Origin of the sequence: Fodinicurvata sp. EGI_FJ10296 (assembly GCF_040712075.1) — a bacterium.
Taxonomy (GTDB): domain Bacteria; phylum Pseudomonadota; class Alphaproteobacteria; order DSM-16000; family Inquilinaceae; genus JBFCVL01.
In genome coordinates this window covers 188,617-208,978 of sequence record NZ_JBFCVL010000007.1, presented here as the reverse complement: position 1 = coordinate 208,978, position 20,362 = coordinate 188,617, and the positions used below count along the sequence as shown (strand labels likewise).

Genomic DNA, 20,362 nt, shown 5'->3' with positions numbered 1-20,362 from the left:
TTACAATAAGGACGAACCATGAAACTTCTACGATTCGGCAACGCCGGGGCCGAAAAGCCGGGTATTCTGCATTCCGACGGCACGATTCGCGATTTGTCCAGCCGTATTGGCGATATCGATGCTTCAGTGTTGGCGAATACGGCCGCACTTGACTCGATCGACGTCTCTCAGCTGCCCGTCGTCCCCAACGAAACAAGACTGGGTCCCTGCGTCAGCGGGACACGAAAATTCATCTGTATCGGCCTGAACTATTCTGACCATGCAGCTGAAACCGGTGCATCCGTGCCTCCGGAGCCGATCATCTTCATGAAGGCCACATCGGCGATCACAGGTCCGAATGACGAGGTTCGGATTCCGCGCGGCGCCGAAAAGGTCGACTGGGAAGTCGAACTGGGCATCGTTATCGGGAAGCCGGCAAAGTATGTCGATGAAGCCAATGCCCTTGACCATGTGGCCGGATATTGCGTGGTGAATGATGTCTCCGAACGCGATTATCAGATGAATCGCCAGGGAGGTTGGACCAAGGGAAAGTCCTGCGATACCTTCGGGCCGATCGGGCCATGGCTCGTCACGCGTGACGAGGTGGAAGATCCGCAGTCACTGAATTTGTGGCTGTCGGTCAACGGCGACCGTCGTCAGGACGGTTCCACCGCGACCATGATCTATGGTGTGACTTATCTTGTTTCCTATCTCTCGCAGTTCATGACGCTGCATCCCGGCGACATTATTGCCACCGGGACGCCGCCGGGCGTGGGGCTGGGCCGCAAACCCCCGGAATTCCTGAAACCGGGCGATGCGATGACCCTCGGCATTGAGGGGCTTGGCGAGCAACACCAACGCGTCGTTTCCGACTGAGGTTGTCGACCGGCTATCGCTCCAGGCGCAAGGCGAGGATCGGCGGATGGCGCGCCAGCCGGGCAAGGGTCAGCGGTTCCTGAAGGTTGACGGCGGCGCCGGTCAGCAGGCATCGGGCGCTTCGGGCGCCGGGCAGGGCGGCGTCCGGGTCGAACCGGGCGTCGCCCCAGTCGACGCCGAGGCTGTCGGCGTTGGCGATGCGTTTCGCCGCCAGCCTGGGAACGGCGATGACCAGCGCGCGGTCGTCCATGACCCGCGCAAACGCGACTGCGGCTCCGGCCGGGATGTCGGCCAGCGTGAGCGGCTCGTAGGATCCCTCGGCGAACAGGTCGGGATCGTCGCGCCGTGCCGCCAGCAGCCGGGCGGCAAGGGCCTGCTTTATCCGCCCGTCCGGCCAGGCGCGGCACAGCGGTTCAAACGACGACAACCCGGCATCGGCCTTCAGGGCCGACGCGAGGAAGTCATAGTCGACAGGGCGTCTGTTGTCGGGATCGACGAGGCTGAAGTCCCAGATTTCCGTCCCCTGGTAGGTGTCGGGAACGCCCGGGATCGTGAATTTCAGTGCGGTTTGAGCCAGACCGTTTATCGCCGCCGCCGGCGAGATCGTAGCTGCGAACTCGGCAACCGATCGCAGGAACGCCGACGCCCGCTTCGGATCGAGGCAGGCCGCCACGAAGCGCCGGACGCCATCTTCGTAGGCTTCGTTTGTGACGGCCCAGCTGGTCCGCAGTTTGGCCTCGCGGCCGGATTTTTCCATGGCGCCGGTCAGCCGTTCAGCCAGCGACGACAATGCGCCGCCGTCGTCGGGCGATAGGCCGGGCGGCCAGATCGCCACCAACGTCTGATAGAAAAGATAGGCATCCGTCGGCGATGGTGCCGGGCCGTCATCGAGATCCGTGACCTTGCGCGCATTCAGCCGCCACCATTTCTGGACATGTCGCCGCCATTGGGTCGGCATTTCCGACAGCACGGCAAGGCGGGCGCGGACATCTTCGCCGCGTTTGTGGTCGTGCGTGGCGGTCGCGACCATGGATTGCGGCCAGGATGCGCGCCGTTCCGCCTGCGCGGCATGAAAGCCGTCGACGCCAAGCGAAAAATGATCGGGTTCATTGCCGACCTCGTTCAGGCCGATCAGCGGCACCCAGCGATAAAAGGCGGTATCCTCGACCGATTTCGCCGTGACCGGGCTGGTATATTGCTGAACCTTGCGGGCAATGGCCACGATGGCGTCGGCGGTCAGACCGGGCGTTCGGTCGGCGACGGCATCAGTCGTCAAGACGGCGCGCAGGAAGTCATAGATGGACAGGTCCGGTGTCGTCGCGACCCGCCGGGCGCGCTCGACGGCGGCGGCGATGATCGCGCGGTCGGTTTCGCTGGCGCCTTTCCGTCCGATATAGGTACGATAAACCGAGAAATGCGCAACGATGCTGGCGAGGGCCTCGCGCAGCCCCGTCAGCGAATAATCCCGGGTCAGGCGGCTGCGTTTTGCCAGCCGGTTCAGGCTGTTGGCCAGAACGTTCAGCTCGGCCGCGAGGCTGGAACCCATGGTCAGCCGTTTGGCGCGGACGACGTGATCGCGGAACGATGCGGTGTCGCCGGTCAGCGTGCCGTATAGCGCCATCAAGGGTTTCTGGCCAGCCGGGTCGATCTGGAGCCGGTGAAGCTGGGCCATGACATCGTACCCGGTGGTGCCGTCGATCGGCCAGTCCGGGCGCAGTTTTTCGTCGGGGGCGAGGATCTTTTCAACATGGATGGTCGGTGCGGTGTCGTTGCTTCGATGGGCCGCGCGCGACAGCCGTTGCAGGTAGTGAAGGGGATCCAGCAGGCCGTCGATGTGGTCCAGCCGCAGACCGTCGGCCGCGCCGTTGGCGGCAAGCTCCAGCACCAGCTCGTGTGCCGCGTTGAACAGAGCCGGTTCCTCCATGCGCAGGCCGGCCAGATCGTTGATGTCGAAGAAGCGCCGATAGTTGATCTCCTGCGCCGCCAATCGCCAGAAGGCGACGCGATAGGCTTGGCGTTCGAGCAGCCGGTGCAGACGGTCGGCCGCCCGGGCATCGCCGCGGCCTGGCGTCCAGCCGGTCAGGGCATCGTCGAGCGCCGGTCGCAGTGCCGGATCGCCGGCGGCATCGGCCAGTTGACCGGCCAGCGATTCCGCCTTGACGCGGTCGGCGCGGCGACGCTGGCGCGAAACCCGTTCCCGCCGCCGGGCGATCGACTTTGCCAATCGTGCCAGAGCCGCCAATGCGTTCGTTGCGGTCTGGGAGGCGGCATTTGCCGCCGCCGCTTCGAGGATATCGGCGGTGTCGCGCGGAAAAATCGGCAGGGTGTGCTCGTGATACCGAACGACCAGACGGCCATTGTCGAAATCCGGGACAAGATCGCCGTCCTCCAGCACCCGGCCGTAGTGATCGCCCAGGATCGGCAGCAGCACGGTATCGGCGAGTGTCGGTTCCGAAGGTGTCCAGTCGATATCGAAAAAGGCCGCGTAGGGGGAATTGCGCCCCCAGGTCAGGACATCGACCCACCACGGATTGTCGTAGCCGATGCCCATATGATTGGGCACGCAATCCAGAACCAGCCCCAGGCCCCGGTCGTGTGCCGCAGCGACCAGGCGGTCAAAGCCTTTTCGCCCGCCAAGGGCCGGGTTGATCGTGGTGTGGTCGACCACGTCATAGCCATGGGTCGACCCCTCGTGGGCGGTCCAGATCGGCGACAGGTACAAATGGCTGATGCCCAGATCCGCCAGATAGGGCACGATCGCGCGCGCGGCATCGAAACCGAAGCCGGCATTGAGCTGCAGGCGATAGGTCGCGCGCAAACGGCGGGGGGCGGGTTCGGGCATCGGTTTACGCTCCGGATCCGGGGTTGCCGTCGTCGATCCACCAGGTCGTCGTCCAGGCCGGGAGCGATGACAGCGCGTCGTCGAGCGGATTGGTGCTGTGCAGCAGGCTGCCGGACACTTCCATCGGAATGTTCAGCCGGTCCGGGCCGAGATTGGCGATGACGGTCAGGCGCGCCCCATCATCGTTGCTCCATGTGACGCGGATGCCGTGCTCGCCGACGACACCGTGCTCCCGCGCCCGCAGTCCCGCTATCAGGGGCATTATCCGGCTATGCCTCAAGGATAGCAGACCTTTGTATTCCGCCTGCCATGCCCGGTGCGCATGCGCATCGGCCTCGCTCCAGTCGAGGCAGGATGCCGCAAAAGTCTCGGCTGCATTCGGATCGGGGATCGCTTCGCGCTTGGAGGCGTCGGCGAATTCCGGGAACCGGGCGAATTCGCGCCGCCGACCCTCGCGGACGGCATCGGCCAGCTCATCGTGAAAATCGCAGAAGAACAGGAACGGCCGTCGGCTGGCCCATTCGTCGCCCATGAACAGCAGGGGCGGATTGGGCGCCAGCAGCAAAAGATCGCGCACGGCCCGGTGAGCCGCATCATCGATCAGGGTGCTCAGCCGTTCGCCAAGTGCGCGATTGCCGATCTGGTCATGGTTCTGGATGAAGTTCACGAATGCGGACGGTGGCAAATGCCCGCTCGACTCGCCGCGTTGCCGGCCGTCGCGATGGGCCGAGGGTTGACCCTGATAGACAAAGCCCTCGGCCAGCGACGCCGCCAGCAGCCGGAGCGGCGCGTCGGTATAGTCGCCGTAATAGCCGCCGCCTTCGCCGGTGGCGATGTGATGGACCACATGGTGATAGTCGTCGTTCCACTGGGCGTCGTGCCGCGCCGGACCGCCTTGAGGGCATCGCTGCAAATAGCGCGCGGCGTTGTCGTCGTTCTCCAGGATCAGATGGATGTGCCGGTCGCCGCCCAGCGTCGCCCGAACGACGCCGGCCAGTTCGGTAAGGAAATGGGGCTCGCGGCTGTCGGGAATTTCCTGGACGGCGTCCATCCGCAAGCCGTCGAACCGAAATTCGCCCAGATAATACAGCGCATTCTCGATGAAGAACCGGCGGACCTGCGGCCGATTGAAATCGATGGCCGCGCCCCATGGGGTCTCGATCGCGTCGGTGAAGAAGTCGGGCGCATATTGATGAAGGAAATTGCCTTCGGGGCCGAAGTGATTATAGACGACATCGATATAGGCCAGCATTCCGTAGCCGTGGATTTCGTCGACCAGACGCTTCAGATCCTCTGGCCGGCCATAGCGGCTTTCGATAGCGAAGGGTAGTACGCCGTCATACCCCCAGCCCCGGTCGCCGGAAAAGTCCGAAACCGGCATCAGCTCGATCGCCGTCACGCCAAGCTCGGCCAGATGGCCCAGGCGCTGGCGGACCCCATCGAAGGTCCCTTCCGGCGAGAATGCCCCGACATGAAGCTCGTAGATCACCGCTTCGTGGAATGGGCGTCCGGGTGCCCCGTTGTTGCGCCACGCGTAGCCCCTCGGATTCGGCACCTCGCTCGGCCCCATGACGTCGTCGCCCTGATATCGCGATGCCGGGTCGGGGACACGCATGTCGCCGATGTCGAACAGATAGCGCGTACCCGGACCGGCGTCTTCGATCGTGGCTTCGAACCAACCGTCCGCCAAACTGCGCATGGGATGGATCGCTTCGCCCGGCGTTTCGGGATGCAGCACGACTCCGACAGCGGCTTGCGCTGGCGCCCATATGCGGAAGCGAACGCCCTTTTCCAGCACGAGAGGACCAAAATCGTATGTTGGAAGCGGGTGCGCTGTCATTGTTTCGGTTCTCCGCGTCTGAGCAGCACGAAGGATTGCGGTGCCGTATCGTATGTGTCGACCGGACCCGGTTCTTCGTCGTCCGCCCGCGCCGTGTCGAAAACCAGCATCCAGAACGGGCCGCCATTGGTGTTGGGCATCGCAAAGCGGACCTCCTCGGCGCCCGCATTCATCAGGATGAGGAAGGTGTCGTCGGGCAATGGAATGCCACGGTCGGTCACATGCATCATTCCCGCTTCCCCCGACAGCAACAGCCCCAGCGCCTTGGCGTGGGACACGCCCCAGTCGTCGGCCGTCATGGGGTGTCCGTCGGGGCGGAGCCAGACGACGTCCTGAACGTCGGTGCCCGGAATGGTGCCGCCCAGAAAGAACCGGTCGCGGTGAAAAACGATATGGTCGTGCCGCAGCGCGATAAGCCGGCGGACGAAGGCGTGTAGCGATCGTCCGGTCTCGGTCTCCAGCGCCGACCAGTCGATCCAGCTCAGTTCGTTGTCCTGGCAATAGGCATTGTTGTTGCCGTTCTGGGTGCGGCCGAACTCGTCACCCGCCAGCAGCATCGGCACGCCTTGCGACAGCATCAGTGTCGACAGCAGGTTTTTCATCTGCCGGTGACGCAGCACCAGGATATCGGGATCGTCGGTCGGTCCCTCGGCGCCGTGGTTCCAGCTGTTGTTGTCTGACGATCCGTCGTTGTTGCCTTCGCCGTTGGCCTCGTTGTGCTTTTCGTTGTAGGTGACGAGGTCGTGCAGCGTGAAACCGTCATGGGCGGTGATGAAATTGATGCTGGCCCAGGGCCGCCGGCCGCGATGGTTGTAGATATCGGCCGAACCGGACAGGCGAGAGGCAACATCAGGCAGCTTGCCTTCGTCGCCTTTCCAGTACTGGCGCATCGTATCGCGATAGACGTCGTTCCACTCCCCCCAGCCGGGCGGAAAGCGTCCGACCTGATAGCCGTCATTTCCGGTGTCCCAGGGTTCCGCGATCAGCCGGGCGCGGGCCAGCGACGGATCCTGGGCAACGGCATCGAGAAAGCTGGCATGTTCGTCGTAGACTCCGTTGACCCGGGCCAGGGTCGTGGCCAGGTCGAACCTGAAGCCGTCGACCTTCATGTCTTCGTGCCAGTATCTTAGCGAATCCGTCACCATCCTGAGCACGGCCGGGTGACGCAGTTCGAGCGCGTTGCCGGTCCCGGTGAAGTCGTTATAGTAGCGTTCGTCGCCGTCGACCAGATAGTAGTACGAACGGTTGTCGATCCCCCGAAAGCTGAGCGTCGGCCCCAGATGGTTGCCTTCTGCGGTGTGGTTGTAGACGACATCCAGCAACACCTCGATGCCGTTGTCGTGCATGACCTGCACCAGTGTCTTGAAATCGTCGATGCCGTTGGCGCCGAGATAGTCGCTGTGCGGCGCGAAAAACCCGATTGTGTTATAGCCCCAGTAGTTCCGCAGGCCGCGGTCCATCAGCATGCGGTCGTTGACGAAAGCGTGGATCGGCAGCAACTCGATCGCCGTCACGCCCAGGTCGCGGAGATAGTCGACGATGGGCGCGCGCGACAGGGCGCCGATGGTGCCGCGCATGGAATCCGGAATGTGGGGATGGCGCATGGTGAAACCGCGCGCATGCATCTCGTAGATAATTGTTTCGTGCCAGGGGCGCGGTTCGGGTCGTTCCCGCCCCCAGGTGAACGCGTTGTCGACGACCACACTCTTGGGCATGTAGCGGGCGGAATCGCGCTTGTCGAACGACAGATCGCCGGCTGGATCGCCGATGCGGTAGCCGAAAACGGCGTCGTGCCATTTCAACTCGCCCGCCAGCGCCTTTGCATACGGGTCGATCAGCAATTTGTGCGGATTGAACCGATGGCCTTCGTGCGGCGCGTAGGGGCCGTGAACGCGATACCCGTACAGCTGACCCGGTCGGACATCGGGCAGGTAACCATGCCAGATCTCGTGGGTCATTTCAGGCAGCGTGATGCGATATTCCTCTCGCCTGCCGCTTTGATCGAAAAGACAGAGCTCGACTTTCTCGGCATGGGCCGAGAACAGCGCGAAATTGGTTCCCGATCCGTCCCATGTCGCCCCGAGGGGATAGGACGTTCCGGGCAGTGTTCTCAAATGGTCGGCCATAATACGATCCTGAATGGCTGGCCACCCCTTGTCGCTCGGTGGCCATTTAGAACCGGCGGCCAGCGCAGCCGAGCGTAGCCTCCGTGTCTATCGTGAACTCTTTTACCATGCACTACTAAAGTGGACCGGCGCGAGGGCAGTCAAGGTCCGGTCGTCGGGGCGAGGGACCCCAATGGCCGGCCCGTAAGCAAAAGGGGAAGGTCGGTGTGAATTGGTGACTGGGGCCGGAGCCCGATGTCTGATAGTGTCTGCGTGGATTTGCTTCGATGTCCCTGGCACAACGAAGTGAAAGCACCTGGCCAAACAAGAACGAGAAAACAAGGGAACGGTTCCAAATGAAGCGTAAAATGGTTTTTGTCGGCGTTATGGCGGGGACATTCTGCTTGCCGCTTTCGGCCTCGATGGCGCAGGAATCGTCGCCCTCGTCGGGTGACGGACAGCAGTCGGTGACCTGCGAGGCGGTGACGGCCGAGGAGGTCGCCGATCTGTTCGAGGACTGGAATGCCGCGCTGCAAACCCGCGATCCGGACGCCGTTGTTGCCCTCTACGGACCGGACTCGGTGCTGGTGCCGACTCTGTCGAACGAAATCAGGCTGACGCCGGCGGCAATACGGGACTACTTCGTACACTTTCTGGAAGACGGCCCCGAAGGCAGCATCGACCAGCGCGAGATCCGCATCGGATGCAATACCGCGCTGGATATCGGTCTCTACACTTTCGCCTTTGCCGATACGGGGGATGTCGCGCATGCGCGCTACAGCTATACCTATGCGTTCGAAGACGGCGGCTGGGCGATCGCCAGCCATCATTCCTCGTTGATGCCTGAAACGACGGAATAGCAGCGGATTTTACCGCTTCGGTTGTCTGACTTTCAAAATTCACGGCTTTTGGTTGTTATGTGCTGAAATCTCGGGTATCGAGACCGCAGCCAGCGCCGGTCCGGGGCGCAAATATGAACCCGGACGGCGACTGCTCACGACATTCGCATATTGCGTCATCGACCATTACGACAGCGTCCACGGGAGGAACCGCGCAGTAGCCGGCACGGCGGCGCAGAAAAGCAAAACGGAGGTAGTATGACCGACCAAACCGAAATACCCCCGGACGGGCCGGTGAACCCGATCGAAACCGACTACGAAGTTGGCCAGGACAACATCAAAGCCAGTTTGGGACCGTTCGGTCTCGACGTTCACAATCCGGTTTTCGTCATCTCCGGGCTGACGATCGTTGCCTTCACGGTTCTGACGCTCGCGCTTCAGGAGCCGGCGTCGGAATGGTTTACCTGGCTGCGCGATGTCATCACCGCGCGCTTCGACTGGTTTTTCCTGACCGCGGGCAACATTTTCGTCCTTGTTTGCCTTGGTCTCGTTGTTTCTCCATATGGCAAGGTGCGGCTCGGCGGCATGGACGCCAAGCCCGACTATTCCTATGCTGGCTGGTTCGCGATGCTGTTCGCCGCCGGCATGGGCATCGGGCTGATGTTTTATGGCGTGTCCGAGCCGCTCGGCCACTATGCGGCCTCGGTCGCCGACACCGCCGGTTCGCCGGAGAGCTGGGCGCCGATCGGCGGCGCGGCGGGGGACGCGGAAACATCGCGGCGTCTCGGCATGGCAGCAACCATCTACCACTGGGGTCTCCATCCATGGGCGATCTATGCCATCGTCGCGTTGGCTCTTGCGCTTTTCAGCTATAACAAGGGTTTGCCGCTGAGCGTGCGGTCGATCTTCTATCCGATTCTGGGTGAGCGCGTCTGGGGCTGGTGGGGCCACATCATCGATATCCTGGCCGTTTTCGCCACGCTGTTCGGTCTGGCCACGTCGCTTGGCATCGGCGCGGAACAGGCCAATGCGGGGCTTGAGTTCCTGTTCGGCCTTCCGGTCTCCGATCCGTCCAAGGTCTTCCTGATCATCGCCATCACGGCCGTTGCCCTGATTTCGGTCGTCGCCGGGCTGGACGCCGGGGTGAAGCGCCTTTCCGAGATCAATATGGTTCTGGCGGCGGCATTGCTGCTGTTCATCGTCTTCGTTGGGCCGACGCTGCAGATCATCACCGGGTTCTTCGGCAATCTGTGGGCCTATGCCGAGTACTTCATACCGCTCTCGAACCCCGTCGGCCGCACCGATGACAACTTCCGCCAGGGCTGGACGTCGTTCTACTGGGCATGGTGGATTTCCTGGTCACCGTTCGTCGGCATGTTCATCGCACGGGTCTCGCGCGGTCGGACGGTACGGGAATTCATCACCTGTGTGCTGATCATCCCCTCGGTCGTCTCCGTGTTCTGGATGACCGCGTTCGGCGGCACGGCCATCACCCAGCTCGTGGCCGATGGCTATGAGGGTGCCTCTACGGCGGCGCTGGAACTGCAGCTCTTCATGGTGCTGCAGGAACTCCCGCTGACCTCGATCGCGTCATTCATCGGTATCTTCCTGGTGATCGTGTTCTTCGTCACCTCGTCGGACTCCGGCTCGCTGGTGATCGACACGATCACAGCCGGCGGCAAGGTCAATGCGCCGCTGCCGCAGCGGATCTTCTGGTGCACCCTGGAGGGGGTGGTGGCGATCGCGCTGCTGCTGGGCGGCGGTCTGGCGGCACTGCAGGCGATGGCCGTTTCCACCGGTCTTCCGTTCACGGTCATCTTGCTCGGGGCGTGTTATTCCATCGTCAAGGGACTGGCCAGCGAACCCCGGTAGCGTCCGGGCCACCTGGCTGACTGTGCTTGCTGCGGCGGCGTTCCGGTGTCCGGGACGCCGCCGTTGTCATTTGGCCCACCCCGGTTTCGGCCTTGCTGTCATCTGGCCAGCCGTGATCCGGTGATCGCCGGCCGGCGTATTGCTGTTATGGTTTCAACATTGCGATTTCGCGGGGGATATCGCCCGCTCATGGCTTCTGCCGCACTGCTGGCGCTGGCCGTGCTTCAGGCCTGCTCACCATTGACCGTCGCCAATACCGTCTTCGTTGGCAGCGGCATGGTATCGGCTGAAGGCGTCCGGTATGGCGAGGGACCGCGACGGCAGCTCGATGTCTATGCACCGGACGATGCCCATGACGCGCCGGTGGTCGTGTTTTTCTATGGCGGCAGCTGGCGCAACGGTGAACGGGCGCACTACCGGTTCGTCGGCGACACGCTCGCCCGCCGGGGTATCGTCACCGTCATACCGGATTATCGCGTTTACCCCGAAGTGCGCTTTCCGGCGTTCGTCGAGGATGGTGCCGAAGCGGTGCGCTGGGCCGGCAGCAATATCGCACTGTATGGAGGCGATCCGGATCGTCTCGTGCTTGTCGGCCACTCGGCCGGGGCCCACATCGCCGCGCTGCTGGCTCTCGACCCAAATTACCTGTACGGCGAACACCTGAACGAGAACGGGGCGCCTGCCAGCCCGGTTCGCGGTGTCGTCGGGATGGCCGGTCCCTATGGCTTCGACCTGCTGACACTGGAGTCGACGCGGCCGATCTTCGAACCGGCGGCCGGCGAACCGGAGCTCGCGATTCCGGTCAGCCACGTCACCGAAAATGCGCCGCCGATGGTTCTGCTTCACGGCGAAGCCGACGAAACGGTTGCACCGGAGAACACGGCCGAGCTGGCCGATGCCCTGCGCAACGGCGGCGTCGGGGTCCAGACGATCACCTATCCGGGGGTGGGTCATATCCGCTTGCTGTCGGGGTTGTTCCCGATTGTCGGCGTGCCGGCACGGGTCGGAGACGACGTCATCGACGCGGTGATTCGTCTGGCGTCGCCGCAACCGATCGAGGCTGGGGATTAATATCTCCTGTGGCACAGAAGTAACCTCACTGCCAAAGCGTGAGCCCCGACCCTACACTTTGATTCTTGCAGCTTGATATTCATCGTGTCGCTGCTGACTTGTAGTCGGTATCGGTTCGACCCCAGGACAAAACCATTATGGCACGATTGAATATCCGGCATGTGACGACTTACACCTATCCGCAGGCTGTCCGGTTTGGCGACCACCGGCTGTTGTTCCGGCCCAGGGATAGCCATGACCTGAGGTTGGTATCGTCGACGCTGTTGATCGAACCCGCAGGAAATCTGCGATGGCTCCACGATGTCTTCAGCAATTCGATCGCTGTAGCCCGGTTCAGCGAAGAAAGCCGGGTTCTCAGATTTGAAAGCGATATCGTCGTCGACCACTATGGTGTAAACGATCTCAACTTTCCGCTGGCCGATTTTGCGCAGTCGCTGCCGTTCGATTATCCGAGCGACGAGATCGAGGATTTGCGGCCGACCATGGTTCAGCATTTTCCCGATCCAGACGGACATCTCGCCGAGTGGACGAGCCGGTTTCTCGGCTCCGGCGGCGCGTCTTCCACCATGGACGTTCTCGACCGCATGGTGAAATCGATCCGAGACGACTTCACCTATGCCGCCCGCGACGAGCCCGGTGTGCAGTCGCCGGTTGAGACACTGCAATCGGCACGGGGATCGTGCCGCGACTACGCCCTGCTGATGATGGAAGCTTGTCGCTATCTGGGGCTGGCGGCACGTTTCGTGACCGGGTACCTGTACGATCCCGCTCTGGAGGGCGGCCCTTCGGACGGCACCACCGGGGCCGGCGCGACCCATGCCTGGTGTCAGGTCTATTTGCCGGGAATGGGATGGACCGAATTCGACCCGACGAACGGCGCCTATACCGGCACGAACCTGATAAGAATCGGCGTTGGCCGCACCCCCGATCAGGCGATGCCCGTGCAGGGGTCATATTTTGGCGACGCCGGCGGCGACGTGACCATGACGGTCGAAGTGCAGGTGACAAAAACGAAAAGCTGACGCCGGACCGGCGCCAGGGTAAGGCGTTTATTCAAACGGCCGAACCACAATCGGGTCATCGCCGCCGTACATCAGATCACCGGAGTTGGTATGCTCGATGTCCGCAATCAGCCTCTTGCCCACCAACGCCAGCGTGGTCTCCAGATCCTGCAGACTGACCGGGGCGGTCAGATCGGTGAGATGGCGAAAAGCGTCGCGGCTCATGCCGAGTGATTCGGCAAAACCCGATACGCTCCGGTCCGTTTCGGCCGCGGTCTGATAGATGGCGACCTTGGCTGCGGCTTCGATCGGCAAGGCAACCGCCAGCATGCCGTTCTGAGTGGTCCCGGGATCCGGTATCGGATCTTCGGACCACATGAGACCATCGATTGCTGCGATCAGCGCATCCTCCGCCAGTGCAATGGCTTCCATTTCGTCAGGCGCAATAACCTCCGCCGAAGGGAAGTCCGGGAACCGCACTGCCACCTGACCGTCCGCCGTAAAATCGACCGATGCCGGATAGACCATTCTCACCACAACCCCCAAATCACAATCGGTCCCTCGGCCGCATATTATACACAATCCTCATCATTGGGAAATATTCTACTGAAAACGAAATAGCATATAGGTTGCAAATTATAGAGATACAGCAACTTTTAGGAACTATCGTTGCATTGCTGCCATACGACTTGCTCGACCGAACACGGATGGTTGCCGCGCAGATCTGCTGAAGGCCCACCCATGCGTGAGCTTTTGAGCAGTATCGTTACCGTATGGCGAACCGTCTGACGAGAACGGCCAGAATGATAATGGCACCCGTCAACATGTCCTGAACATAGCTCGGCGTCCCCAGGATCGTGAGGCCGTTGGCCAAAGTTGCGATGATCGCGGCGCCGACGATCGATCCGGCGATGTTGGCTTCTCCGTCGCGAAAGGCCGTCGTGCCGAGAAACACGGCCGCATAGGCCTGCAGCAGGAATCCGTCTCCACCCGTCGGATGCGCGCTTCCGAGACGGGAGGCCAGCAGAATCCCCGTCAAACCGGCGAGGGTGGCGGAAATCGCAAAAGCTATGGTTCGATCGCGTGCCATCGGAACACCGGCCAGGCGTGCGGCCTCGGCGTTGCCGCCAATGGCATAAAGGCGCCGACCGAAAGCCGTCTGGGTCAGGATCAGTCCTGCCGCGAGCGCCCCGGCGGCGATCCACCAGGTAAGACGCGGCAGACCGAACGCCGTACCGCGGGTCAGGGTGCGAAAGCCGTCGGGCAGGCCGCCGAACAGGGTAGCGCCGCCAGACAGCCAGAACGTGAAGCCGGCGACGACGGTGCCCAGCGCCAGCGTCGCGATGAAACTGGGTACGGCGAATCTGGCGACCAGCAAGCCCGACACAACGCCGAATGCGGTGCTGGAAAGCAGGGCGAGACCGATTGCCACCATCGGCGTCGCTCCGGCTTGCAACAGCGTCACGACGCAGATGCCGGACCACGAGGCAAGGGCGCCGACCGAAAGATCGAACTCCCACAATACCAGGACGAAGGTGGCGCCCACAGCAATCATCGCCAGCAGCGCCATCTGCTGGGTGATGTTGATGAGATTGGACGCGGTCCCGAAGGCTGACGGACTCAATGCCGTGAACAGGGCGATGATGGCGAGAAGTGCCATCGGTGTCCCGAGGCGCTGAAAGAAACGGGTCATCGGGTCGGGAATCCGGTATCGGCGGTGGGGTCTGAATCCGAATCCGGGCCTGAATCCGGGACGTTGCGGGCATAGCAGGCGGTCAGGATGGCGTCGGGCGTGGCGGCGTCGCCGCTCAGGTCCGCAGCGATGCGCCCCCGGTCCAGCACATAGACCCGGTCGGCCAGCTCCATTATTTCCTCCAGATCGCTGGATGCGAAAATGATCCCGGCCCCGTCGGCGGCAAGGCGCTGTATCTGGCCGTGAAGCTCGGCCTTGGCGCCGACATCGATGCCGCGCGTCGGTTCGTCGAGCAGAAATACTGATGTCTCGGCGGCAAACCAACGGCCCAGGAGTGCCTTCTGTTGGTTCCCGCCGCTCAGCGCGTCGATGGGTTGTTCGGGACCGGTTGTCTTGATTGACAGATCCGCGATCGTTTTTCGGGCGAACGCATTTTCCCGTCGCCGGTCGGGGCAGGGGATCGCGCGCCACCGCCGAAAACGGTCCAGAAGCGGCAAAGTCAGGTTGACCCGTACCGGATGATGCATCACCAGGCCCTGGCTGCGCCGATCTTCGGGCACGAATGCCAATCCCGCGCCAATAGCCTCGGACGTTGACCGCGGGGCGAACGGCGCTCCCCTGTACTCGACGCTGACACCGTCGGGCATTGGCGCCGCACCGAAAAGGGCGGCGAGCAGATGGCTGCGGCCCGACCCCAGCAGTCCATAGAGGCCGATGATCCGACCCGGACCAAGGTCGATCGAACCGGTCGACGCCGGACGGCCCGATGTTTCCGTCCCCGGCATCCGAATGGTCATCAGCGACGGCACGGCTGGGGGAATGTCGCCGCTATCCCGTTCAGACGCGACGGTCAATCTGGTTGCGGAGGAGCGGGTTCGCGCGGCCGGAGACATCAGCGCGACCAGTCGGTCCTTGTTCAGATCGCGGTTCGGCTGGCTTGCGGCGACGGCACCGTCGCGCATGACAGTGATCGCGTCCGCCAGGGAAAGGACTTCTTCCAGCCGGTGCGAGACATAAATCACCGAGACGCCGTCGGATCGCATGGTCCGCACGGCGTCGAACAGCCGTTCGGTATCCCCGGACCCCAGTGCCGCGGTTGGTTCGTCCATGATCACGACACGCGCGTCGGCCGACAATGCCCGCACGATCTCGGCCATCTGTTGCTGGCCCGGCGACAGCGACCCCACCGCGCTGTCGAGCGGCAGTCCAGGGGCCAGGCGGTGAGCGTGGTGGGCGACCGTCTCGCGCATCGCCCGACGGTCGATCATGCCGAACCGGCGGGGATAGCGCCGTCCCAGAAACACGTTCTCCACGACCGAAAATGACGGCACGAGGTTGAGTTCCTGATGGATGGCGCGGATGCCTATCGCCTCGGCCTCGGCCGGACCGGCGAACGTGACGGCGTGGCCGTCGATACGAATGGACCCGCTGTCGGGGCGGATCGCGCCGACGAGGCATTTGATCAGCGTTGATTTGCCAGCGCCGTTCTCGCCGACCAAAGCATGGACCGATCCGCGCCCCACCCGCAGGTTGACTTCATTCAGTGCCACGACACCGCCGAACCGCCTGGTGAGATCGGTCACAGCGATCCGGGCCTCAGCCGGGCCGATCGCCGCGGCTGAGGCTTCGCTTTTGCCTGCCATCTGGTACGTGACCGCCGGTCAGTCGCAGCTCACACCCAGGCTTTCGCGTGTAATCACATTGGCCGGCGCGTAGCGTTCAGCCGCCGACACACCGTCGCCGGCGAAAATCGACGCCAGTTCCTCCGAGGCGATATCGGCCATGGCGGCGAAATCCTGAGCGACCGTCGCGACGATGGCGGTACAGCTTTCGATCATTTCGACCGCCTGGGGATTCCCATCGATCCCGGCGATGATAAAGGAGCCTGCTTCGCCTTCGGATTCGGCGGCAAGCCAGGCACCGATGGCCGGTTCGTCCCAGGCCGCCCAGACGGCATCGATCTCGCCGCGGTTGGCGCGGATGATGTTTTCCATTGCCACGCGGCTGTCATCGATGGGGCCGGGGACCTGAACATAGTGGTCGGCGATGACCTGCACGTCGGGATTGGCGGCAAGGGCGTCGTCGAGGGCGAGTTCCCGCTGCCGGACGCCGGGATGGGCTGAATGGAAGAACTTCACCAGATTGCCCGATCCTCCGATTTCATCGATCAGATACTGGCTGAGCGCGCTGCCCAGCGCGAAGTTGTCCGATGTTACGTTCAGCATGACCCCGTCGGCCGATCCGCCGTCGATCAGGACTACCGGAATTCCCGCATCGGCCACGTCCTGGACCTGATCGCCGATTTCGGCCGGATCGATGCTGACGAGCACCACGGCATCGACACCGGTTCCGGCGGTATCCGCCAGCCGATTGGCAAGATCGGCCATGCTGCCTCTGGTATCGATGACATTGACGGCCCAGCCTCGATCTTCAGCACGCGTCTGAAACGTCTCGACCATTTCATTGGTCGCCACCGAACTGAGGAAAGGCGTGAGAACGGCCACCCGTTGCTGCGCCTGGTCATCTGCTGCGCCGCTGGAAGGAGCAATCCCGGCCGTCGCGGCGGCGATCAGGGATGCAGCCGCGATGGTGGCGGGCCGGGCGGTGGGCGGTGTCAGGCTGCGAGTGGACATGCGGGGGTGTCTCCCTGGGATGCTTTCGATGATCGGTCGATCGGGGGCACGATATCCGGTGATGCGGGCACCGGTTGCGAATACCAGGGGATGATGCCGAAAATCCACGGCGGTGCAAGCATTGCGGCACTACCGGCAGGGCCGGGCCGCCTCAGCGCAACAGGGGAGCAATGGCACGGGCGCAGCTTGTGGCCTTCAGAAAGGCCTCGTACCGCCGGTTCGCAGCTTCCCGTCGTTTGGGCGATGGCGCAAATCGGGCGGTGATGGGCGCTCTCGACCGGAACGGGTCCGCGATGCCCAATGCCGCCGCGGCCAATCGGCAGGCGCCGAATGCGGTCGCACCGACGGGCGTGTCGACGACGTCGATCGAACGATTGCAGGTATCGGCAATGATCTGGGGCCAGACAGTGCTTGCAGCCCCGCCGCCGACGAGCCGCATGACGCCGATCTCTGTCGCCTCGGGCGTTCCGTCCGGCAGCGATTCCATATTGTGCCGGATCGCAAAGGCGACGCCTTCAAGCACCGACTGGATCAGGGCCGGGGGCGTCGTATGCCGGTCCAGGCCCAGAAATGCGCCGCGGACGGCTGTATCGACGAAGGGGCTGCGTTCGCCGCCGAGATAGGGCAGAAACAGGGGGACAGCAGTCCCGTCCGGCGCCGTTCGTTCCAGTTCGGCGGCAATATCGGCGTCGGGCCATGCCGCACCATCCGATCGGCGGCGGAGAAGATCCCGGATCCAGGCGACCGCATCGCCGGCTGTCAACAAGGACGCGATGTCAATGACGCCGCTCGTGGTCGGGTGGGCGAGTGTGTAGACGCCGGAAGGGCGTCCGGGATCATAGTTGCCGCCGTTGACGGCGATCCAGCCAGACGTGCCGAGATATACGACGGCATCGCCGGGTGTGTCCGCACCGGCACCTATGCTGGTGGATCCCGCATCGCCGCATCCGTTGACGACCGGGATGCCGACCGGCAAGCCGACTTCGGCAGCGGCGGCCGGCGTGATACCGCCGATGACGGCATCGGCGTCGATAATTGGCGGGAACAGCGATTCTGCGAGATCGAAGCGTTCGAGTAGCGCCGCCGACCAGGTGCGGCGGGCCAGGTCCATGAGCCCCACCGTCGTTGCCGCCGTGGCGTCACAGGCCGGTATGCCGGTAAGCCGCAACGAGATGTAATCCTTGGCGCAGGACAGAACCAGGCCGGTTTGGTGAAAGACCTCCGGTTCGTGGCGCCGCAACCACGATATTTTCGCAATCGGCATGAACGGGTCGAGCCTGTTGCCGACGATGGCGGCCACGGCGTCGGACGGATCCTCTTCCGGAGCGGCGCGCGTATCACTGTAAAGGATCGCCGGCCGAACCGGCCTGCCGGATCGGTCGAGGGCAATCAGGTTCTGCATGCTCCCGGTCAGACCGATAGCGTCGGGCAGCGCATGGGCGCTCAGCGACCGCAACAACCTGACGGTGGCTTTCCACCAGTCGTCGGGGTTCTGTTCCATCCACGTCGGTTGGGGAGAAGAAGTTGCGTATGCTGCCGATTCGGTCGCAATGACGATACCGTTCCCGTCGATCAGCAATCCCTTGGTCGATGTCGAGCCGATATCCAATACCGCAATAATCGTCACGCCCGCCCCCGAAACGCATTATCATGGTGGCGTTTTCGGAGTTTGCGGTGCGCACGTCAACAAAAAGCCTCGTGACCGTCACGGAGCGCACGACGCTGCAGGTTTCCGTGACGATCCCGAGGTTGCTTCTCGTTTTGCACTCAGATCCCCAAGAGAATTATGATGTCTTAAGTATCATTGTTATTCTGCGCTTACTTTCTTCGGACGACGGGTCCTGGTCTCCTTCCTGGCGGGCTCGACTTCGACCGGCCGGCCGAGACCGATTGCCTTCGCGAGCTCTGAGCGCCGCTTTGAATAGTTGGGCGCTGTCATAGGATAGTCTTCCGGAAGACCCCAGCGACGTCGATACTCTTCAGGTGTCAGATTAAAGTGGGTTTTGATATACCGCTTCAGCATGCGGACCTGTTTGCCGTCCTCCAGACAGACAATATAGTCAGGTGTGACGGATTTCCGAATCGGAACCGCAGGTACTGGCTTCTCTTCAACCGGACTCGTTTGGTTGCTGGCATTCGCAAGCGCCCGGTGAACGGTTTCAATCAGTGCGGGAACGTCAGATACGGAAACAGCGGTATTGCCGAGATAGGACGTTACGATCGCTGCCGTTTGGGCAACGAGTGTGTTCGGCGATGAAGAAACACCCACATCATCCTGCTTTGAATCGTTGTTCATGCTCATTCTCCTCTTGGGGGTGCTGGTGCGTTAGACTTTTGTCATCTTTTTTTCAACTGTCAACGTAAGAAAACCGCTTTTTGTCAATCTTTTTCATATGGAAGGGGAGAAAGCCCGATATCTTGTTGCAGGAAGTCAACGCCTTCGCCTCAAAGGTGTTTAAATATGAACGCGCGAAATTTAGTCATACGATTGTTTCCAATCCTATCGGGACGTTGTCTCGTTTTGTCGTACGTTAACCTGACGGCCTCGTCAGCTTTGGCGGAACCACGTTATCGCGTCACTATCCATGACCGAAATTGGCAATTGGCCGGAATGAACGGTGCATCCGGCAATGCGGTGCGGAAATTACATTCTATTGAGTAAATTGGACCGCGGTCATTCTGCTGATGATTGCTCAGTTGGCATTCCATCGAAATTGCCGCGTCGGAATGCAAGAACGATAACCGCGCGCACTCCAATCACGTCCAGCCCGCCAACGAAATCTAAATTACATATAAAAAATAAACTAAGTTCAAACGAACTTCAAGTCGAAAAAGGGTCACCGCTATCAGCGGTAACCCCTTTCATTACTTCGATCACAAATAATTCGGGACTCGAACGCTCAATCCATCGGTGCAGACTGAACTCGTGCTGGAGAGTCCATTTCAGTGGAATCCGGTCCGGGAGCTTCCATGCCGGGGTCTCCCATGCCTGGTGTTCCCACTGCCGTGCCGGAATCGCGCATCGGCAAGGCATTGGCCGGTGCCTCACCGGCCCGGTATGTCGTCACGACGCTGCTGGGTTCGGCGTTGAGGATCAGCCACTCGCCAGTCCCCTCCTGAATTTCGATCGTCACCGTGTCACCATCGGGCGCAACGGCTCTGAATGCATTGACTGACTCTTCATACTGAGGGGCAACTTCGGTAACGTCCGAATATCCGGCGCGTTCTATGTCGGCGGCCGTTGTCGTTCCTGCGGGCGTCTGCGCCGCAACGCCAGTCGAAAGCGCCAGCAGAAATGCAGTGGACAACCCCAGGGCTCTCTGATGCATCGTGAACTTTTTCATTTTTGCGTTCTCCTTCTGCAAAACAGCGATCGATTCATAAGATTCATTAAATGGTGAAACGATGATGTTGTTGCCAGAGGCCGTTCTGTGATCATTAGGTGACGAACCCATGGCGGCGCGACGTGATGCGCCCTTGTCGTGCGGCAATTGCGGTGCACCTACTATCCGCTTAGTGAAGATGCCAGGAGATGCAATTCGATGCCTTCGGGAATCGTTGGCAATAAGGGCGACGATCTGCGGCCCGGACCGCAGGCAGTTTGGAATGCT

Annotated in this window: 15 protein-coding genes; 5 read left to right on the top strand and 10 right to left on the bottom strand. The window is 62.1% G+C overall.

What is annotated here, in order from left to right; all coding sequences use genetic code 11:
- The first annotated feature begins 18 nt into the window (after positions 1–18).
- Entirely contained in the window at positions 19–855 is an 837-nt protein-coding gene (locus tag ABZ728_RS16835; RefSeq protein WP_366657397.1) for a fumarylacetoacetate hydrolase family protein, read from the top strand.
- 13 nt (positions 856–868) lie between these two features.
- Here the strand turns inward: ABZ728_RS16835 and treY are convergent, their stop codons facing one another.
- Genes treY through glgX form a run of 3 tightly spaced genes read right to left on the bottom strand, consistent with a single transcriptional unit; the run spans position 869 to position 7,663 of the window.
- The gene (treY, locus tag ABZ728_RS16830; protein WP_366657396.1) at positions 869–3,697 is read right to left on the bottom strand and encodes a malto-oligosyltrehalose synthase; all 2,829 of its coding nucleotides are present in this window, start codon (positions 3,695–3,697) and stop codon (positions 869–871) included.
- A 4-nt stretch (positions 3,698–3,701) separates the two neighbouring features.
- Positions 3,702–5,537: a malto-oligosyltrehalose trehalohydrolase gene (gene treZ / locus ABZ728_RS16825; protein ID WP_366657395.1), complete on the bottom strand. Its 1,836-nt coding sequence runs from the start codon at positions 5,535–5,537 to the stop codon at positions 3,702–3,704.
- Positions 5,534–7,663: a glycogen debranching protein GlgX gene (gene glgX, locus ABZ728_RS16820; RefSeq protein ID WP_366657394.1), complete on the bottom strand. Its 2,130-nt coding sequence runs from the start codon at positions 7,661–7,663 to the stop codon at positions 5,534–5,536. The genes treZ and glgX overlap by 4 nt, the downstream gene beginning before the upstream one ends.
- 335 nt (positions 7,664–7,998) lie before the next feature.
- On the opposite strand from glgX, the gene ABZ728_RS16815 reads away from it, so the two are divergent.
- The 4 genes from ABZ728_RS16815 to ABZ728_RS16800 all read left to right on the top strand — a co-directional run bounded on the left by ABZ728_RS16815 (position 7,999) and on the right by ABZ728_RS16800 (position 12,446).
- Positions 7,999–8,502 carry an SgcJ/EcaC family oxidoreductase gene (locus ABZ728_RS16815; protein WP_366657393.1) on the top strand — a complete coding sequence of 168 codons (504 nt, stop codon included), beginning with the start codon at positions 7,999–8,001 and terminating at the stop codon, positions 8,500–8,502.
- 237 nt (positions 8,503–8,739) lie between these two features.
- Positions 8,740–10,353, top strand: a complete 1,614-nt coding sequence (locus ABZ728_RS16810) for a BCCT family transporter (protein WP_366657392.1) — start codon at positions 8,740–8,742, stop codon at positions 10,351–10,353.
- Between the two features lie 189 nt (positions 10,354–10,542).
- Complete coding sequence (locus ABZ728_RS16805) at positions 10,543–11,424, top strand: alpha/beta hydrolase (protein WP_366657391.1); 882 nt, start codon at positions 10,543–10,545, stop codon at positions 11,422–11,424.
- A gap of 137 nt (positions 11,425–11,561) precedes the next feature.
- Positions 11,562–12,446: a transglutaminase family protein gene (locus ABZ728_RS16800; RefSeq protein WP_366657390.1), complete on the top strand. Its 885-nt coding sequence runs from the start codon at positions 11,562–11,564 to the stop codon at positions 12,444–12,446.
- A gap of 27 nt (positions 12,447–12,473) precedes the next feature.
- Here ABZ728_RS16800 and ABZ728_RS16795 read toward each other — a convergent pair whose 3' ends face one another.
- From ABZ728_RS16795 to ABZ728_RS16765, 7 genes are all read right to left on the bottom strand, one after another.
- Positions 12,474–12,959: a hypothetical protein gene (locus ABZ728_RS16795; protein WP_366657389.1), complete on the bottom strand. Its 486-nt coding sequence runs from the start codon at positions 12,957–12,959 to the stop codon at positions 12,474–12,476.
- Between the two features lie 232 nt (positions 12,960–13,191).
- Positions 13,192–14,118, bottom strand: a complete 927-nt coding sequence (locus tag ABZ728_RS16790) for an ABC transporter permease (protein ID WP_366657388.1) — start codon at positions 14,116–14,118, stop codon at positions 13,192–13,194.
- Complete coding sequence (locus ABZ728_RS16785) at positions 14,115–15,761, bottom strand: sugar ABC transporter ATP-binding protein (RefSeq protein ID WP_366657387.1); 1,647 nt, start codon at positions 15,759–15,761, stop codon at positions 14,115–14,117. The genes ABZ728_RS16790 and ABZ728_RS16785 overlap by 4 nt, the downstream gene beginning before the upstream one ends.
- A gap of 18 nt (positions 15,762–15,779) precedes the next feature.
- A complete protein-coding gene (locus tag ABZ728_RS16780) occupies positions 15,780–16,751 on the bottom strand; it encodes a substrate-binding domain-containing protein (protein ID WP_366657386.1) in 972 nt (323 codons plus the stop codon).
- A gap of 151 nt (positions 16,752–16,902) precedes the next feature.
- Positions 16,903–18,378, bottom strand: a complete 1,476-nt coding sequence (locus ABZ728_RS16775; RefSeq protein WP_366657385.1) for an FGGY family carbohydrate kinase — start codon at positions 18,376–18,378, stop codon at positions 16,903–16,905.
- Positions 18,379–18,558: 180 nt separating this feature from the next.
- Complete coding sequence (locus ABZ728_RS16770; protein ID WP_366657384.1) at positions 18,559–19,047, bottom strand: MucR family transcriptional regulator; 489 nt, start codon at positions 19,045–19,047, stop codon at positions 18,559–18,561.
- 604 nt (positions 19,048–19,651) lie between these two features.
- Positions 19,652–20,242, bottom strand: coding sequence for a hypothetical protein (locus ABZ728_RS16765; protein WP_366657383.1), 591 nt, complete (start codon positions 20,240–20,242; stop codon positions 19,652–19,654).
- Between the last annotated feature and the right edge of the window lie 120 nt (positions 20,243–20,362).

Coding starts and splice junctions, on each gene's coding strand:
- treY (WP_366657396.1), bottom strand. CDS start 3,697: ATGCCCGAACCCGCCCCCCGCCGTTTGCGCGCGACCTATCGCCTGCAG.
- ABZ728_RS16805 (WP_366657391.1), top strand. CDS start 10,543: ATGGCTTCTGCCGCACTGCTGGCGCTGGCCGTGCTTCAGGCCTGCTCA.
- ABZ728_RS16815 (WP_366657393.1), top strand. CDS start 7,999: ATGAAGCGTAAAATGGTTTTTGTCGGCGTTATGGCGGGGACATTCTGC.
- ABZ728_RS16785 (WP_366657387.1), bottom strand. CDS start 15,761: ATGGCAGGCAAAAGCGAAGCCTCAGCCGCGGCGATCGGCCCGGCTGAG.
- treZ (WP_366657395.1), bottom strand. CDS start 5,537: ATGACAGCGCACCCGCTTCCAACATACGATTTTGGTCCTCTCGTGCTG.
- glgX (WP_366657394.1), bottom strand. CDS start 7,663: ATGGCCGACCATTTGAGAACACTGCCCGGAACGTCCTATCCCCTCGGG.
- ABZ728_RS16770 (WP_366657384.1), bottom strand. CDS start 19,047: ATGAACAACGATTCAAAGCAGGATGATGTGGGTGTTTCTTCATCGCCG.
- ABZ728_RS16780 (WP_366657386.1), bottom strand. CDS start 16,751: ATGTCCACTCGCAGCCTGACACCGCCCACCGCCCGGCCCGCCACCATC.
- ABZ728_RS16835 (WP_366657397.1), top strand. CDS start 19: ATGAAACTTCTACGATTCGGCAACGCCGGGGCCGAAAAGCCGGGTATT.
- ABZ728_RS16810 (WP_366657392.1), top strand. CDS start 8,740: ATGACCGACCAAACCGAAATACCCCCGGACGGGCCGGTGAACCCGATC.
- ABZ728_RS16800 (WP_366657390.1), top strand. CDS start 11,562: ATGGCACGATTGAATATCCGGCATGTGACGACTTACACCTATCCGCAG.
- ABZ728_RS16790 (WP_366657388.1), bottom strand. CDS start 14,118: ATGACCCGTTTCTTTCAGCGCCTCGGGACACCGATGGCACTTCTCGCC.